General features: G+C 71.4%; 12 protein-coding genes and 1 tRNA gene. 11 read left to right on the top strand and 2 right to left on the bottom strand.

Annotation, left to right across the window (positions count from 1 at the left end):
- Position 1 precedes the first annotated feature (1 nt).
- Positions 2 to 1,180 carry an MFS transporter gene (locus tag HS109_00815; protein ID MBE7520904.1) on the bottom strand — a complete coding sequence of 393 codons (1,179 nt, stop codon included), beginning with the start codon at positions 1,178 to 1,180 and terminating at the stop codon, positions 2 to 4.
- Between the two features lie 48 nt (positions 1,181 to 1,228).
- Positions 1,229 to 1,597: a hypothetical protein gene (locus tag HS109_00810; protein ID MBE7520903.1), complete on the bottom strand. Its 369-nt coding sequence runs from the start codon at positions 1,595 to 1,597 to the stop codon at positions 1,229 to 1,231.
- Between the two features lie 138 nt (positions 1,598 to 1,735).
- Between HS109_00810 and alaC the strand changes: the two genes are divergently transcribed.
- From alaC to HS109_00755, 11 genes are all read left to right on the top strand, one after another.
- Positions 1,736 to 2,941: an alanine transaminase gene (gene alaC / locus HS109_00805; protein MBE7520902.1), complete on the top strand. Its 1,206-nt coding sequence runs from the start codon at positions 1,736 to 1,738 to the stop codon at positions 2,939 to 2,941.
- Positions 2,942 to 2,945: 4 nt separating this feature from the next.
- On the top strand, positions 2,946 to 4,262 hold the full coding sequence (locus tag HS109_00800; protein MBE7520901.1) for a homoserine dehydrogenase: 1,317 nt from the start codon (positions 2,946 to 2,948) through the stop codon (positions 4,260 to 4,262).
- Between the two features lie 7 nt (positions 4,263 to 4,269).
- Positions 4,270 to 5,694, top strand: a complete 1,425-nt coding sequence (locus HS109_00795) for a threonine synthase (protein MBE7520900.1) — start codon at positions 4,270 to 4,272, stop codon at positions 5,692 to 5,694.
- Entirely contained in the window at positions 5,694 to 7,070 is a 1,377-nt protein-coding gene (locus HS109_00790; protein ID MBE7520899.1) for a hypothetical protein, read from the top strand. Before HS109_00795 ends, HS109_00790 begins: the two co-directional genes overlap by 1 nt.
- Before the next feature lie 9 nt (positions 7,071 to 7,079).
- Positions 7,080 to 8,153: an ABC transporter ATP-binding protein gene (locus HS109_00785; GenBank protein MBE7520898.1), complete on the top strand. Its 1,074-nt coding sequence runs from the start codon at positions 7,080 to 7,082 to the stop codon at positions 8,151 to 8,153.
- A gap of 102 nt (positions 8,154 to 8,255) precedes the next feature.
- Positions 8,256 to 8,332, top strand: a tRNA-Met gene (locus HS109_00780).
- 84 nt (positions 8,333 to 8,416) lie between these two features.
- The gene (locus tag HS109_00775) at positions 8,417 to 9,721 is read left to right on the top strand and encodes a GlxA family transcriptional regulator (GenBank protein ID MBE7520897.1); all 1,305 of its coding nucleotides are present in this window, start codon (positions 8,417 to 8,419) and stop codon (positions 9,719 to 9,721) included.
- A gap of 138 nt (positions 9,722 to 9,859) precedes the next feature.
- Entirely contained in the window at positions 9,860 to 10,843 is a 984-nt protein-coding gene (locus HS109_00770) for a tripartite tricarboxylate transporter substrate binding protein (protein MBE7520896.1), read from the top strand.
- Between the two features lie 54 nt (positions 10,844 to 10,897).
- Positions 10,898 to 13,348, top strand: coding sequence for a GcvT family protein (locus HS109_00765; GenBank protein MBE7520895.1), 2,451 nt, complete (start codon positions 10,898 to 10,900; stop codon positions 13,346 to 13,348).
- A complete protein-coding gene (locus HS109_00760; protein ID MBE7520894.1) occupies positions 13,345 to 15,006 on the top strand; it encodes an amidohydrolase in 1,662 nt (553 codons plus the stop codon). The genes HS109_00765 and HS109_00760 overlap by 4 nt, the downstream gene beginning before the upstream one ends.
- A complete protein-coding gene (locus HS109_00755; GenBank protein ID MBE7520893.1) occupies positions 15,003 to 16,013 on the top strand; it encodes a GTP-binding protein in 1,011 nt (336 codons plus the stop codon). The genes HS109_00760 and HS109_00755 overlap by 4 nt, the downstream gene beginning before the upstream one ends.
- Positions 16,014 to 16,132 lie beyond the last annotated feature (119 nt).

Genomic DNA, 16,132 nt, shown 5'->3' with positions numbered 1-16,132 from the left:
GCTACCGCGTCGCCGGACGCCCCAGCGCGATGAACGCCATGAGCGAGGCTAGCGACAGCCCGGCCGAGACCGCGAGCGCTGCACCCGTGCCGGCCTGTTCGAGCAGCAGGCCGAACGCGACCGGCGCGCAGGCCTGCGAGACGCGCGCCGCCGCGGCGATCGTGCCCTGGCGGAATCCGTAGCCCGAGGGACCGAACAGCGCGAGGGGCAGCGTGCCCCGCGCGATCGTCAAGAGTCCGTTGCCCGCGCCGTACAGCAACGCGAAGACCGGCGCCGCGAACCCGGCGCCCCCGGCGAACGCCAGCACACCTGCGCCGATCGGATTGAGACTCGCCGCGACCCGGGCGACTGCGGCCGGGTGCGGTTGCCACCGGTGCATGCTCAGGAATTCCGCGAAGCGCGCGGCCACCTGCGCGGGGCCGACGAGCGATGCCGCGGCGATCGCCGCCGCGGTGCTCGCGCCGGTGTCCTGCAACAGGCGCGGCAGGTGCGCGCTCATCGACGTCGACACGAACGCGACAGCGGCGAACGCGAAGCCCAGGAGCAGCATCGCATGGCGGGGCGTCGCTCCCGCGTGCGCTGGCGCATCGACCTCGACGTCGGGGTCGTCGGGTTCGCGGACCGCGCGCCGCGGCACGGCAACGAGGTAGCACGGCAGCGTCACGACCAGATGAACCGCGGCCCACGCGAGGCAGGCCGCGCGCCAGCCGACCACGTGGTCGAGCCAGGCGGACACCGGCCAGCCGAGCGTGCTCGCGAATCCTGCGAGGAGCGTGATGCCGGTGATCGGCGAGCGCGCGGCGCGGCCGTACATCGCGGCGAGCGCAGCGAACGCCGTGTCGTAGAGCCCGAGCGCCATGCCGATGCCGAGCACCGCCCACGCGAGCACGAGCGACACCGGGCCTTGCGCCCCCGCGAGCAGCGAGAGTCCGGCGGGCAGCACGAGCGCCGAGGCGGCGAGCACCTTGCGGCCGCCGGTCGCGTCGATGTGCCGCCCGATCGCCGGGCCGAGGAATCCGGTCAACGCCAGCGCGATCGAGAACGCGCCGAACACCCAGGTGCGCGAGAGCGCGAGCGTGGATGCGATCGAGTCGGCGAGAACCGCGGGCAGGTAGTACGACGACGCCCACGCGAGCGTCTGCGCGGTCCCCACCGCGACGACTACGCGACTGCGTCGCATGGTTGGACGTTGAACGTCAAACGTCCAACGTCGAACGTTCAACGTGCCTCACCCGACGATGAGGGCGGCCACCACGCGCCGACCCTCGCCGGAGAGGATGTTGAACGTGCGGCAGGCGGCGGGTGTCGCCATCGTCTCGACACCCACCCGGGCGTCGATCAGCGGAACGAGCGTGCGCGGGTGGACGAACTTCTGCACGGCGCCGCTGCCGAGGATCACGAGTTCGGGTCGGTGTTCGAGCAACGCCGCGAGGTCGGCGGCTTCGAGCGCGTCGAAGCCGTGCGGCGCGAACCCGGGGACCATGCGGTCCGGCGCCAGCACGACGTTGTCGCGCACTTCCTGCGCGCCGACCCGGATCCATCCCGGACCCGCTCCGGTGACGACGATGCCGGCGCCTGAGTCGAGGGAGAGCTTCACGTCGGTCGTGCCGGTCGATGGTGCGTTGCGGTAAACCCGCGGATTGGCTACGATTATACGGTCGCCTGCCCCGGGATCCGCCCGGGGACCGGCGGCGCGTCGCTCGGACGGTTCCGGGCGCTTACGCGAGAGCCCGCCATGCTTCCTCCCCCGAAACGCTTCGACCGCCTCGAGCGGCTGCCCCCCTACGTCTTCGCGATCACCACCGAACTCAAGATGGCCGCCCGCCGCCGCGGCGAGGACATCATCGACTTCGGCATGGGCAATCCCGACGGCCCGACGCCGCCGCACATCGTCGCCAAGCTCGTCGAGTCCGCGCAACGGCCCGATACCCATGGCTACTCGGTGAGCAAGGGCATCCCGCGGCTGCGCCGCGCGATCTGCCACTGGTACCGGGCGCGCTGGGGCATCGAATTCGACCCCGAGAGCGAGGCGATCGTCACGATCGGGTCGAAGGAGGGCATCGCGCACCTCGTGCTCGCGACGATGAATCGCGGCGACACGGTGCTCGTCCCCAACCCGAGCTACCCGATCCACATCTACGGGCCGATCATCGCCGGCGCCGACATCCGGCAGATCCCGCTCGCGCCGGGCGTCGACTTCTTCGCCGAACTCGAGCACACGATCAGGATGAGCTTTCCGAAACCCAAGATGCTCATCCTGAACTTCCCGGCCAACCCGACCGCGCAGTGCGTCGAACTCGACTTCTTCGAGAAGATCGTCGCGCTCGCCCGCGAATACGGTATCTGGGTCGTCCACGACCTCGCCTACGCGGACATCTGCTTCGACGGCTGGAAGGCGCCGTCGATCATGCAGGTGCCCGGCGCGCGCGACGTGGCGGTCGAGTTCTTCACGATGTCGAAGAGCTACAACATGGCCGGCTGGCGCGTCGGCTTCATGGTCGGCAACCGCGACCTCGTCAACGCGCTCGGCCGCATCAAGGGCTACCACGACTACGGCACGTTCACGCCGATCCAGGTGGCCGCGATCGCCGCGCTCGAAGGCCCGCAGGACTGCGTCGCCGAAATCGCGATGCGCTACCAGCGCCGCCGCGACGTGCTGGTGCGGGGCCTGCACGAAGCCGGATGGATGGTCGACAACCCGAAGGCGTCGATGTACGTGTGGGCGAAGATCCCCGAGGCCTACCGCGCCGCGGGTTCGCTCGAGTTCACCAAGCGCCTGCTCGCGCAGGCGAAGGTGTCGGTGTCGCCCGGCGTCGGCTTCGGCGAGTTCGGCGACGGCCACGTGCGCTTCGCGATGATCGAGAACGAGGCGCGCACGCGGCAGGCCATCCGCGGCATCAAGCAGATGTTCCGCGACGACGGCCTGTCGCAGGCCGCCTGACCGCATGAAGGCGCTCCACGTCGGATTGCTGGGATTCGGGACCGTCGGCCGCGGCGTGTTCGACGTGCTGGCGCGAAACGGCGAGGAGATCGCGCGCCGGGCGGGACGCCCGATCCGCGTCGCGTGGATCGGCACGCGCACACCCGACCGCGCGCGCGCGGCGCTGCGCGGCGCGGACGGCGTCGGCCTGACCGACGACCCGGCGAAGGTCGCCGCGCATCCGGACGTCGACATCGTCGTCGAGGCGATCGGCGGCATCGAGCCGGCACGCACGCTCGTGCTCGACGCGATCGCGCGCGGCAAGCACGTGGTCACGGCGAACAAGGCGCTGCTCGCGCTCCACGGCAACGAGATCTTCGCCGCCGCGCACGCGAAGGGCGTGATGGTCGCCTTCGAGGGCGCGGTCGCCGGCGGGATCCCGATCATCAAGGCGCTGCGCGAGGGCCTGACCGCGAACCGCATCGAGTGGATCGCCGGCATCATCAACGGCACGTCGAACTTCATCCTCTCGACGATGCGCGCGACCGGTGCGTCGTTCGCATCGGTGCTCGCGGAGGCGCAGAAGCGCGGCTACGCCGAGGCCGACCCGACCTTCGACGTCGAGGGCATCGATGCCGCGCACAAGCTCACGATCATGGCCGCGATCGCCTTCGGCGTACCGATGCGCTTCGACGGCGCCTACCACGAGGGGATCACGAAGCTCACGCGCGAGGACATCCGCTACGCCGAGGAACTGGGCTACCGGATCAAGCTCCTCGGCATCGCGCGGCGCAAGCGCGAGGGCTACGAGCTTCGCGTCCACCCGACGCTCGTCCCGGCGAAGCGCCTGATCGCCAACGTCGAGGGCGCGATGAACGCCGTGCTGGTGAAGGGCGACGCGGTGGGCGCGACGCTGTACTACGGCGCCGGTGCCGGCGCGGAGCCGACCGCGAGCGCGGTGATCGCCGACCTCGTCGACGTGACGCGCATGCACACGGCGGACCCGGAGCACCGGGTGCCGCACCTCGCGTTCCAGCCCGACCAGCTCTCCGACGTGCCGGTGCTGCCGATCGGCGAGGTCGAGACGAGCTATTACCTGCGGATGCGCGTCGAGGACAAGCCCGGCGTGCTGGCCGACATCACGCGCATCCTCGCCGACCGCGAGATCTCGATCGACGCGATGATCCAGAAGGAGCCCGACGAGGGCGAGGAGCAGACCGACATCATCCTGCTCACCCACCGCTCGGTCGAGAAGCGCGTCGTCGACGCGATCCGCGCGATCGAGGCGCTCGCCACCGTGCGCGGCCGCGTGGTGCGCATCCGGCTCGAGGACCTCGCGTGAGGCTGGCGTGAGGTACCTGTCCACCCGGGGCGCGTGGCGCGACGCGCCGCAGCCGTTCCTCGCGATCCTGCTCGAGGGCCTCGCGCCCGACGGCGGGCTCGCCGTGCCCGAGCGCTACCCCGCGTTCGCGCCGGGCGAACTGGAGGCGCTGCACGGTGCGCCTTACCGCGACATCGCCTTCGACGTGCTCTCGCGCTATGCGAGCGACATTCCGGCGCCGGACCTGAAGGGGCTCGTCGCGCGCGCCTACGCGCCGGAGAAGTTCGGGAGCGAGGCGATCGTCCCGGTCGAGTGGCTGGAGAGCGGACTGGGCCTCCTGTGCGCGTCGAACGGGCCGACGCTCGCGTTCAAGGACGTCGCGATGCAGCTCCTGGGCGAGCTCTTCGAGTACGCGCTCGCGCGCGAGGGGCGCCGGATCACGATCCTCGGCGCGACCTCCGGCGACACCGGCTCGTCGGCCGAGGTCGCGATGCGCGGCCGGCGCGGCATCGAGGTGTACATGCTCTCGCCGAACGGCCGCATGAGCCCGTTCCAGCAGGCGCAGATGTACTCGCTCGCCGACGCCAACATCCACAACCTCGCGGTCGACGGCACCTTCGACGACTGCCAGGACATCGTCAAGGCGATCGCCGGCGATGCGGCGTTCAAGCGCCGTTACGCGATCGGCGCGGTCAACTCGATCAACTGGGCGCGCGTCGCCGCGCAGGTCGTCTACTACGTGCACGGCTACCTCGCCGCGCGGAGCGCGCCGGGCGCGCCGGTCGACGTCGCGGTGCCGTCGGGCAACTTCGGCAACATCCTGGCCGCGCACGTCGCCAAGCGCATGGGCGTGCCGCTGCGAAGGCTCATCCTCGCGACCAACGAGAACGACGTGCTCGACGAATTCTTCCGCACCGGCCGCTACCGGCCGCGCGGCGCGGCCGAGACGCGCGCGACGTCGTCGCCGTCGATGGACATCAGCAAGGCGTCGAACTTCGAGCGTTTCGTGTTCGACCTCGTCGGGCGCGATGCGGGTCGCCTGCGCGCACTGTGGGACGATCTCGCGCGGCAGGGGTCGTTCGACCTCGGCGGCACCGACGCCTGGCGCGGCATGGCCGATTTCGGGTTCGTGTCGGGCAGGAGCACGCATGCGGACCGCGTCGCCACGATTCGCGCCATCGCCGCGCGCTACGGCCGCGTCGTCGACCCGCACACCGCCGACGGCCTCAAGGTCGGGCTCGAGCAGCGGGACCGCGACGTGCCTCTGCTGTGCATCGAGACCGCGCTGCCGGCGAAGTTCGCCGCGACGATCCGCGAGGCGCTCGGGCGCGATCCCGATCGTCCGCGCGCCTTCGACGGCCTCGAGGCGCGCCCGCAGTACCGGACCGTGATCGCCAACGACGCCGGCGCGGTGCGCTCCTACGTCGCCTCGCACGCGCAGCCGGTGACCTGATGCGCGCGTTCGCGCGCGCGCTCGCCCGCAATCTCGCGGCGGGACTCCGTGTCGCGCTGTTCCTGCCGGTCCGTCGCCTGGCGTTCCGGATCGACCTCCGGCAGCTCCTCGCGCTCTTCGTCGTCTCCGCGCTCGTCGATGTCGCCGCGGACGCCATGCGCTACGGCGACGGCGCCGCGTTCTCGTGGCGTGGCCTCGGCAACGAGATCTACTCCGGCGGCATCCTGATTCTTGCTTCCGCGCTGATCGCGCTCCTGAACCGCGACCGCGCGCTCGTGCACGCGATTCCGGTCATCGCGCTCTCGGCGTTCCCGGTCCTGCAGCTCGCGAACGGCCTGCCGTGGCAGGAACTCGGCGTGCCGGATGCATGGACCGGCGTCGTCGACGACGTGGTCCTCGCGTGGATCCTCGTCGTCCTCGTACGCATCGTCCACGTAGCGCTCGAGTACCGCCGCGGAATGCGCGCGGTCCGCGCGCTCGCGGGAGGCGTCGTGCTGGCCGTGCCGATCTTCCTGTCCTCGGCGATCATGACGCTCGAGCCGTGGTTCGCTCCGCCCGCACGCGACGCGCCCGATTCCCGCTACCCGAGCCCGGCCTCCGAGCCGGTGCTCTCCGAGCAGATGCGCATCCTCGACGAGGCGCTCGACGCGATCGAGGACGGCAGGCCGGGCGTCACCGACCTCTACTTCGCCGGCTTCGCGGGCGATGCGAACGAGCCGGCGTACCGCGCCGACGTCGAGGCTGCGCGGCACGCGATGGACGAGCGCGGGGGCGCCGCTGGCCGCTCTATCGTGCTCCTGAACGATCGGCGCACGCTCCTCACCGATCCGATCGCCTCGCTGACGCACCTGCGCGACACGCTCGACGAGTTCGCCGCCGCGATGGATCCCGACGAGGACATCGCGATGGTCTACCTCGCCGCGCCGAGCCGACGGAACGGCGAACTCGACGTGCGCATGCCGCCGCTCGAACTCGTCCCGATCAGCGCGGCGGGCGTGCGCAGCGCGTTCGACGATGCCGGCATCCGCTATCGCGTGGTCGTCGTGTCGGCCTGCAACGCCGGGGCCTTCGCCGACGAACTCGCCGACGACGACACCGCGGTGATCGTGGCGTCGGATGCCGCGAGTTCCTCCGCCGGGTGCGGCGTCGAAGCCGGCGCCACGGCGTTCGGGCGCGCCTTCTTCGAGGACGGCATGGGGAAGGGCGCGAGCTTGGCACAGGCCTTCGAGGTCGCGCGCGACCGCGTTGCGGCGCACGATCCCGCGATGCATCCGCGCATGCACGTCGGAACGGGCATCGCGGCGAGGCTCGCGGAACTCGGCCGCCCGGGTGGCGCGCAGCGACAGGCAGCGCTCCCGGCCGCGCGGCACGGGTAGACTCGCGCGATGGCAGCCACGCTCGAGGTGACATCGCTCGAACAGGCCTACGACCGTGTCCCGGTCGTGCGCGGGCTGTCGTTCTCGCTGCCGGCGGGCGCGATCGGTTGCCTGCTCGGGCCCTCGGGCTGCGGCAAGACGACGGTGCTCCGCTGCATCGCGGGCTTCGAGCCGGTCCGCGGCGGCAGCATCGCGCTGTCCGGACGCGTCGTGTCGTCGCCGGGCGTCGAGGTGCCGCCCGAGGAACGCGGCATCGGCATGGTGTTCCAGGACTACGCGCTGTTCCCGCACCTCGACGTCCTGCGCAACGTGGCCTTCGGACTCGCGCGCGCCACACCCGCGGAGCGCGACGCGCGCGCGCGAGCGATGCTCGAACTCGTCGGCCTCGCCGACGCGGCGCGCGCGTGGCCGCACGAGTTGTCGGGCGGACAGCAGCAGCGCGTGGCGCTCGCGCGCGCGCTCGCGCCCCGGCCCGGGCTCCTGCTCCTCGACGAGCCGTTTTCCAACCTCGACACCGACCTGCGCGAGCGGCTCTCGCTCGAGGTGCGCGCGATCCTCAAGGAGGCGGGGATCACGGCGATCCTCGTCACCCACGACCAGCACGAGGCGTTCGCGATCGCCGACGAGATCGGCGTGATGAACGAGGGAACGATCGAGCAGTGGGCGAGCGCCTACGACCTCTACCACCAGCCGCGTACGCGCTTCGTCGCCGATTTCATCGGCCAGGGCGTGTTCGTGCGCGGCGTCGCGGACGCGCGCGGGCGGCTTCTCACCGAACTCGGCGAACTCGACGGCGCGCCGCGTCCGGAACTGCGCGAAGGCGACGCGGCGGACGTCCTGCTGCGTCCCGACGACATCGTGCACGACGACGCGAGCCCGTGGCGCGCGAACGTGGTCGCCAAGACCTTTCGCGGCTCCGAGTTCCTCTACACGCTCGCCCTCGCGTCCGGCACGCGGGTGCTCGCGGTGGTGCCGTCGCACCACGACCACGCGATCGGCGAGCCCATCGGCATCCGGCTCGACATCGACCACGTCGTCGCCTTTCCCCGGCCCGACGAGGATGCTCCCGACCCGCAGCGCTGACGGGGCAACCGGGTGGTACGCAGAAGGTTGCCATCCGCGGTCCGAGGCGCAGTCGCCCCGATTGACCGGAGGCGGGCAATCGCGTTATACTTGACCTCCTTCCGCGGGGTGGAGCAGTCTGGCAGCTCGTCGGGCTCATAACCCGAAGGTCGAAGGTTCAAATCCTTCCCCCGCAACCAGATTCGAACGGCCCGCAGCGATGCGGGCCGTCCCATTTCCGGGACTCGTGACGCAAGGGTGCCGTTTCGATGCCGGCGAGTCGCTTGGTCGACGGAACGGTTCGACGTGCGGCGAGTCTCGGCCCGCCCGAACGGGCTGTCCGTCGGGGACGCGTCCTGCGACAGGACGATCGGCGTCCAACTGCGACCCGCCCTGGTTCCGCCCCGGAACTGCCGGTTGACCCAATGCAGGCACCTGAACGGGTGCGCCGGCATCGCGGCAATGTCTTTGAGCGCCTTCCGGGTCGGCTCGAGTCCAGCGGTCGCCCTCGAGGTCGAAGCGTGAGGGAGCAGTTCATGGACAGCCCATCGGCGAAACGAAAATCGTCCGCGCGCCAGGCGCCCCCGGTTCCTGGGCGCGAGCCGCGGCTTCCCGGCCCGATCGGGTTTCTCCTGGTGCCCGAGTTCACGGTGATCGCGCTCGCCTCCGCGATCGAGCCGCTGCGTATCGCCAACCGGTACCTGCCCGTCGCGTCGCGCTACGCCTGGTACACGATTTCGGTCGACGGCACCGACGTCCGCGACCGCAACGGCATCGTGATCCGTGTCGACCACACCTACGCGCGCGCGCCGCGATTGGGGACACTCATCGTCTGCGCCGATCTGCGTCCCGAACGCTTCCTCACCCCCGCGTTGCAGCGATGGCTGCAACGCTGCGACCGCGAAGGCGCGACGCTCGGCGGACTCGACACCGGCTCGATGCTTCTCGGCGCGGCCGGCCTGCTCGATGGCTGCGCGGTGACCGTGCATTGGGAGGTCGCCGGGGCGTTCCGAGATCGTTTCCCTCGCGCGGACCTCCGCCCGACGCTGTTCGAGGTCGGCCGCCGGCGAATGTCCTGCGCCGGGGGCACCGCGGTGATCGACATGATGCTGGCGGCGATCGAACAGGACCACGGCGCCGCACTGGCGCAGCGCGTCGCCGAGCACTGCCTGCACGAAACCATCCGCGCGGGTACGCAGGCGCAACGCAATGCGCCCGCAGCGGACCCGGGGCGGCATCGCGCCGTGACGGAGGCGCGGCGCCTTCTGGCCGCCGAGCCGGCGCGTGCGCTGGGCGAGCGCGAACTCGCGCGACGCGTCGGCCTGTCGGTGCGGCACCTGACGCGATTGTTCCGCCGAGAACTCATGACCACGCCGGCCGCGTTTCGACGTGCGCGACGGCTCGAGCACGCGCGGGCACTGCTGCGTCTGACCGACCTGCCGGTCACGGAAGTCGCGCTCGCCTGCGGGTTCGTCTCGGCGTCGCATTTCGCCCGCTGCTACCGGGTCCTGCACGGACATCCGCCTTCGGCCGAGCGGCGACTGCCGTTCGCGCCGCCGGCAGGCGAGTTTCCGGTTCCCGCGGCCTGATGCCGAACGGGCCGGCCCGCCGTGGCGGTCCGCGAGCGGCTGTCGAATGTCCGAAACAGGCTAGCGGCGGACGGCCGCGCGGACTACTTTCGTCGCGTGCCCCGCATGGACGGGGCATGCGTCGCAAGGAGACCGATCATGGTTCGACTCACGCCCAAGCCTGTCGCGGTGTTGCTTGCGCTCGGCCTCGTCCTCGCGTTGGCGGCGCCGGTCGACAGCCTGCCGCTGTCCAATCGACCGATCCGGATCGTCGTTCCCTTCCCTCCGGGCGGATCGACCGACGTCATCGCGCGCACGATGGGCCGGCGGCTGTCCGAGAAGCTCGGCCAGGACGTCGTGGTCGAGAATCGCGCGGGCGGCGCCACGGTGCCCGGGGTGCTCGCCGCCGTGAAGGCGCCCGCGGACGGACACACGCTGCTCCTGACGAGCGACGCATCGTTCGCGATCAACCCATACACGATCAAGGACCTGGCCTACGATCCGCTCAAGGACCTCGCGCCGGTCATGGTCGTGGGCACGGTGCCCAACTGGCTGGTCGTCCGCGCCGACCGGCCGGAAAAGACCTTCGCGGACCTGATCGATACGATCCGCCGCTCGCCGGGCAAGGTGTCGCTCACCATGAACGCTCCGGGCAGTACCGTCCACATCATGATGACCTCGTTCAAGCAACGTTCGGGGCTCGACTTCGAACTCGTCGCCTACAAGGGCTTGCCGCCGGCGCTGACGGACCTGTACGGCGGGCACGTGACGGGGACCATCGACCTCGTGGCGGGCACGGCGGAGCACGTGCGCGACGGCAAGCTTCGGCCGCTCGTGCTGTTCGACGAACGCCGCTCGCCGGTGGCCCCTGACGTACCGATCCCGTCGGAGTTCGGCCAGAGCATCCCGCCGATGGTGTCCACGTTCGCCTACTTCACGACCGCCGGCACGCCGCCTGCGGTGGTGGCGCGGCTGCACGGCGAGTTGGCCGCGATCGCGCGCGAACCGGAGATCGCCGCGCGGCTGAAGCAGATGGGCATCGACGCATCGTTGCTGTCGCCGGCGGACTCGGTGCGCTACGTGCGCGAGCAGTACGAGCGCTTCGGTCGCGTGATCCGGGAAACCGGGTTCAAGGTCGATTGACCGACGCCGCGTGAGCGGGTTGCCGACGTACTCCGGCGCGCCGGGCGCGAGCGCGTGAGCACAGCGTTGCCCTCGCGCGCAGATGTCGTCATCGTCGGCGGCGGGGTGATCGGCTGTTCGATCGCCTGGCATCTGGCGAAGCTCGGCATCACGGACGTCGTCCTGCTCGAACGGCGGCAACTGACGTGCGGCACGACCTGGCACGCTGCCGGCCTGATCGGACAGCTCCGCGCGACCCGCAACCTGACGACGCTCGCGCGCTACACGACCGAGCTGCTCGGCACGCTCGAGCGCGAGACCGGCCAGTCGACCGGCTTCCGGCAGAACGGCTCGATCAGCGTCGCCCTGACCGGGGCGCGACTCGAGGAGCTGAAGCGGCAGGCGTCGATGGCGCGCGGCTTCGGTCTCGAGGTGGAAACGCTCTCGCCCTCGGAGGTGCTCGCGCGCTACCCGCTGCTCGACGGTCGCGGGGTGACCGGTGGCTTCTGGTTGCCGCGCGACGGACAAGCCGATCCCGTGGGCGTGACGCTCGCGTTCGCACGCGGCGCGCGCTCGCTCGGCGTGCGCATCGTCGAGGGCGCATCCGTCCGGCGGATCCTCGTGCACGGCGGGGTCGCTACGGGCGTGCGACTCGACGACGGCGACATCCGCGCCGACGCGGTCGTGCTGGCCAGCGGCATGTGGTCGCACGCGCTCGCGCGCGACATCGGCGTGGCGGTCCCCCTGCACGCGGCAGAACACTTCTACGCCATCACCGAGCCGATCGACGGACTGCCGCGAGACCTGCCGGTCCTGCGCGTTCCCGACGAGGAGACATACGTCAAGGAAGACGCGGGGAAACTTCTCGTCGGCGCGTTCGAGGCGCGCGCCAAGCCGTGGGGAATGGGGGGCATCCCCGAGAACTTCGCCTTCGACGCGCTGCCCGACGACCTCGACCACTTCGGCCCTGTGCTGGAGCGCGCGACGGCGCGCGTGCCGGTACTGGCGCGTACGGGCATCCGCACCTGGTTCAACGGTCCGGAGAGCTTCACGCCGGACGACCGCTACCTGCTGGGCGAGACACCCGAAGTGCGCCGCCTGTTCGTCGCCGCCGGCTTCAACTCGATCGGCATCCAGAGCTCGGGCGGCGCCGGCAAGGTGCTCGCGGAGTGGATCCGCGACGGCCATGAGCCGATCGACCTCGCCGATGTCGACATCCGCCGCATGCACCCTGCGCAGGCGACGCGGCGCTACCTGCACGACCGGACGGTGGAATCGCTCGGCCTGCTCTACGCCGACCACTGGCCGCACCGCCAGTACACGACCGCGCGCGGGGCGCGACGTTCGCCGCTGCATGACCGGCTGGTCGCGATGCGCGCCTGCATGGGGGAGTTCGCCGGCTGGGAGCGCGCGCAATGGTTCGCCGAGCCCGGTGAACGCGCCGAGTTCGACTACGGCTGGGGTGTGCCGGCGTGGCACCGGGCCGCGCGCGACGAATGCCTGGCGGTGCGCGACCGTGTCGCGCTGTTCGACCAGACGTCGTTCGCCAAGTTTCGTGTCGACGGATCGGATGCGTGCCGTATCCTGCAGCGCCTGTGCGCGAACGATGTCGACGTGGCGCCCGGCCGGATCGTCTACACGCAGTGGCTGAACGAGCGCGGTGGCATCGAGGCCGACCTCACCGTCGCCCGGCTGGCGGAATCGTCGTTTCTCGTCGTGACCGGCGCGGGCGCGCAGGTGCGCGACTTCGCCTGGCTCGTGCGCGCGATCCCCCCCGACGCGCGCTGTACCGCGCTCGATGTCACGTCGGCGCAGGCGGTGATCGGGGTCATGGGGCCGGCTTCACGCGCGCTCCTGGAGGCGGCGAGCGGCGATCGCTTCGGCAACGACCGCTGCCCGTTCGGACATGCGATCGCGAGCGAGATCGGCTACGCTCCGGTGCGCGCCGCCCGCATCACCTATGTCGGCGAACTGGGTTGGGAGATCTACGTGTCGACGGAGTTCGCGGCCAACGTGTTCGACGCGCTCGTCGCCGAGGGCGCCGCCTTCGGCGCGCGCCCCGCCGGCTTCCAGGCCATGACTTCCTGCCGTGTCGAGAAGGGCTACCGCCACTGGGGTCACGACATCGGCGTCGACGACACGCCGCTCGAGGCCGGCCTCGGTTTCGCAGTGGCGTGGGACAAGCCCGTCGCATTCACGGGGCGCGACGCGCTCCTGCGCCGACGCGATGTCGGGCCGCCGCGCCGCCGCCTCGTGCAGTTCGCGCTCGCGGAGGCCGATGCGCTGGTGCACGGCGAGGAGCCCATCGCCTGCAACGGCTCGCTCGTCGGCCGCGTGACGTCTGGAGCGGTGGGCCATCGCGTAGGCGAGTCGCTCGCGATGGGCTACGTCACGCTGCCGGTGCCGGTCACCCAGGCCGAGCTGGACGCGCACGGATTCGCGATCGAGGTCGCCGGACGACTCGTCGCCGCGCGCGCGCGACTCGCGCCCCACTACGATCCGGCTTCCGCCCGGGTGCGCGCATGAGCGGCGGGGGCAGGGGGGCACCGGCCGACGCCATCCTCGAAGGCGGCACCATCGTGACGATGGACGCTGCGCGTCCATCGGTTGAGGCGGTCGCGCTGCGCGGCTCGCGGATCGCCGCGGCCGGCACCCGCGCGGAGGTCGCGCAGTGGCGCGGTGCCCGCACGCGCGTCGAGTCGCTCGACGGCGCCACGCTCTTGCCGGGATTCATCGAGGCGCACGGCCATCCGCTCATGAGCGCGCTCGCCTGGGGCGACGGAGTCGTCGACATCCGGGCGATTCACGTCCCGACCTGGGACGCCGCAGTGGAGAAGATGCGCCGTCGCGTCGCCAGGGCGGCGCCGGGCGAGGTCCTGTGGTTCATCGGCATGGATCCGCAGTTGCACCGCGGCCTGCGCGAGCCCACGAAGGCGGAGCTCGACCGCCTCGCGCCGAACAATCCCGTCGTGGTTCAGACCTCGAATCTGCACGCGCTCTACGTCAATACCGCCGCGCTCGCGGCGTTCGGGATCGACCGCGGCACGCCGGCGCCCGGGGCCGGCGCGATCGCGCCCGACGAGAACGGCGAACCATGGAAGTTCACCGAGTCGGCGACGCTGCTCTTCCGAGAGCCGTTCTACGCCCGAGGTGGGCCGGGGCAGGTTCGGCAGGAGCTCGATGGCTGGCTCGATCGCTTCGCCCGCGCCGGCTATACGACGAGCACCGAGATCGGACTCCTGCCCGACTGGTCGGCACACTACGCCGACCGGGTGTCCGGTGGCGGCGCGCCGATCCGCGTCTACGCCTATGAGCGACTGTTCGCCGACCGGCCGATCGTCGCGCGCGCGGACGCGCCGGTCGACGACTGGTTCGCGACCATCGGCGTCAAGCTGTGGGCGGATGGCTCGCCATTCGTCGGAAACATCTGGGTCGGTCGACCCTACCTCAACACTTCCCTCACCCTCGGGCGGATGGGACTGCCGCGCGACAGCACCGGGCACATGAACTGGCGTCCGGACGAGTTCGCCGCGCAGGTGCGCAGGGCAGCGGCGGACGGATGGCAGGTCGCGGTTCACGCGCAGGGCGACCGGACGATCGATGTGGTGCTCGACGCGTTCGAGGACGCGCTGCGCGACTTCCCGCGCGCCCGAGGCCCGTTTCGCCTCGAACACTGCGTGCTCATCCGCGACGACCAGCTCGAGCGCGCCCGCGACCTCGGCGTCGCGGTGAGCCTGTTCCTGCCGCACCTCTGGTACTGGGGCGAGGTCGTGCGCGACGAGATGCTCGGCCCCGAGGTCGCCGCTCGCTATGCGCCCAACGGCAGCGCAGCGCGCCTGGGCGTCCGCGCCTCGTACCACTGCGATTCGCCGATGACCTGGCCCAACGCGCTGCTCTGCCTGCACATCGCGGTCAACCGTGTCTCGCGCGCCGGTGCGACGATCGGTCCGGGAGAGCGCGTCGACGTCGAAACGGCGCTGCGCGCCCTGACCGTCGACGCAGCCTGGCAACTGCAGGCGGAGGACCGGCTCGGCAGCATCACGCCGGGCAAGCTCGCCGACTTCACGTTGCTGGGCGAGGATCCGCGCGGTGTCGACCCGATGCGGATCCTCGACATTCCGGTCCTCGGAACCTGGGTCGGCGGACGACGCGTCTGGTCGGGTTGCGAGCGCGCAGAGCGATGAAAGAATCGCGCCCGGTACCGATCGTGCTCCTGGCCGGGGCGCTCGGCGCCGGCAAGACGACGCTGCTTCGGCGGCTGCTCGCCGACCCGCGAGGACGGCGCCTGGCCGTGGTCGTCAACGACTTCGGCCCGCTCGCCATCGACGCAGCGCTCGTCGCCGACGTCGCCGACGACATGATCGCGCTCGGGAACGGCTGTCTGTGCTGCTCCGCGCGCGACGATCTCGCTGCGGCGGCGCTCGCGCTCTCGCGCGCGGTCCCGCCGCCGGACGCGATCGTGGTCGAGACGAGCGGCGTGGCGGATGCGAACGCGGTCCTGCGCGCGTTCACGACGGGCGTGCTCGGGCGCCGCTTCGTGCTCGAATCGGCGTGTTGCGTCGTCGACGCGGCGGGCTTCCCGGCGCTCGGCTGGTCCGAGAGCGAGCGCGTGATCGATCAGGCGGCAGCGGCCGACCTCGTCTTGCTGAACAAGTCGGATCTCGTCGAGGCCGGGGTGCTGGCGTCGATCGAGCGCGATCTCGCCGGCGCGTTGCCCGGGATGCGAATCGTGCGCACCGTGCACTGCGATCTGCCCGGGGCGCTCCTCGCCATGCCACGGGTCGAGCCGGGCGATGCGGCCCGTCGTCGGCGCCGACGGGCACACTCGTCCGGCATCGATACGGTCGAGACGCACGATGCGCGCTGGACCGCCGGTGCCTGGCACGCGCGGAGGCCGATCGACGCGCAAGCCTTCGCGGCGGCGGTGGACGCCCTGCCGCAGGCAGTCGTGCGCGCGAAGGCGCTGCTCGCGATCGCCGCGGACGCGGACCGACGCGACGCGACGACGATGATCTGCTGGCAGCAGGTCGGGCGCCGGTCGACCCTCGAGCGCCTCGAACGCGCGCCGGGCCGCGAAACGCCCGGACTGGTCGCATTGTGGCGGACAGGAACGCTCGACCGCCCGGAGCTCGATGCCCGGTTCGCGTCCTGCGGTCTCGAACCGGTCGCGCGGACCGACCACGCCCGATAGCGCTGCAGTTTCGTTTCCCGCAGGTGGATCGGGCAGGGAGCCGGGTCACCCCGGCCCTGCCCGATTCCAGCCCCGGGCGCCGCAGGGGTGCGCACGCAATGCCGTGCTGCACGTGAATG

The organism is Burkholderiales bacterium (genome assembly GCA_015075645.1).
Classification (GTDB): domain Bacteria; phylum Pseudomonadota; class Gammaproteobacteria; order Burkholderiales; family Casimicrobiaceae; genus VBCG01.
This window is presented reverse-complemented; position numbering and strand designations above follow the sequence as displayed.

Bases quoted from the DNA above. Each gene is read 5' to 3' on its own strand.
- alaC (MBE7520902.1), top strand. From the start codon at position 1,736: ATGCTTCCTCCCCCGAAACGCTTCGACCGCCTCGAGCGGCTGCCCCCC.
- HS109_00760 (MBE7520894.1), top strand. From the start codon at position 13,345: ATGAGCGGCGGGGGCAGGGGGGCACCGGCCGACGCCATCCTCGAAGGC.
- HS109_00770 (MBE7520896.1), top strand. From the start codon at position 9,860: ATGGTTCGACTCACGCCCAAGCCTGTCGCGGTGTTGCTTGCGCTCGGC.
- HS109_00790 (MBE7520899.1), top strand. From the start codon at position 5,694: ATGCGCGCGTTCGCGCGCGCGCTCGCCCGCAATCTCGCGGCGGGACTC.
- HS109_00785 (MBE7520898.1), top strand. From the start codon at position 7,080: ATGGCAGCCACGCTCGAGGTGACATCGCTCGAACAGGCCTACGACCGT.
- HS109_00755 (MBE7520893.1), top strand. From the start codon at position 15,003: ATGAAAGAATCGCGCCCGGTACCGATCGTGCTCCTGGCCGGGGCGCTC.
- HS109_00815 (MBE7520904.1), bottom strand. From the start codon at position 1,180: ATGCGACGCAGTCGCGTAGTCGTCGCGGTGGGGACCGCGCAGACGCTC.
- HS109_00800 (MBE7520901.1), top strand. From the start codon at position 2,946: ATGAAGGCGCTCCACGTCGGATTGCTGGGATTCGGGACCGTCGGCCGC.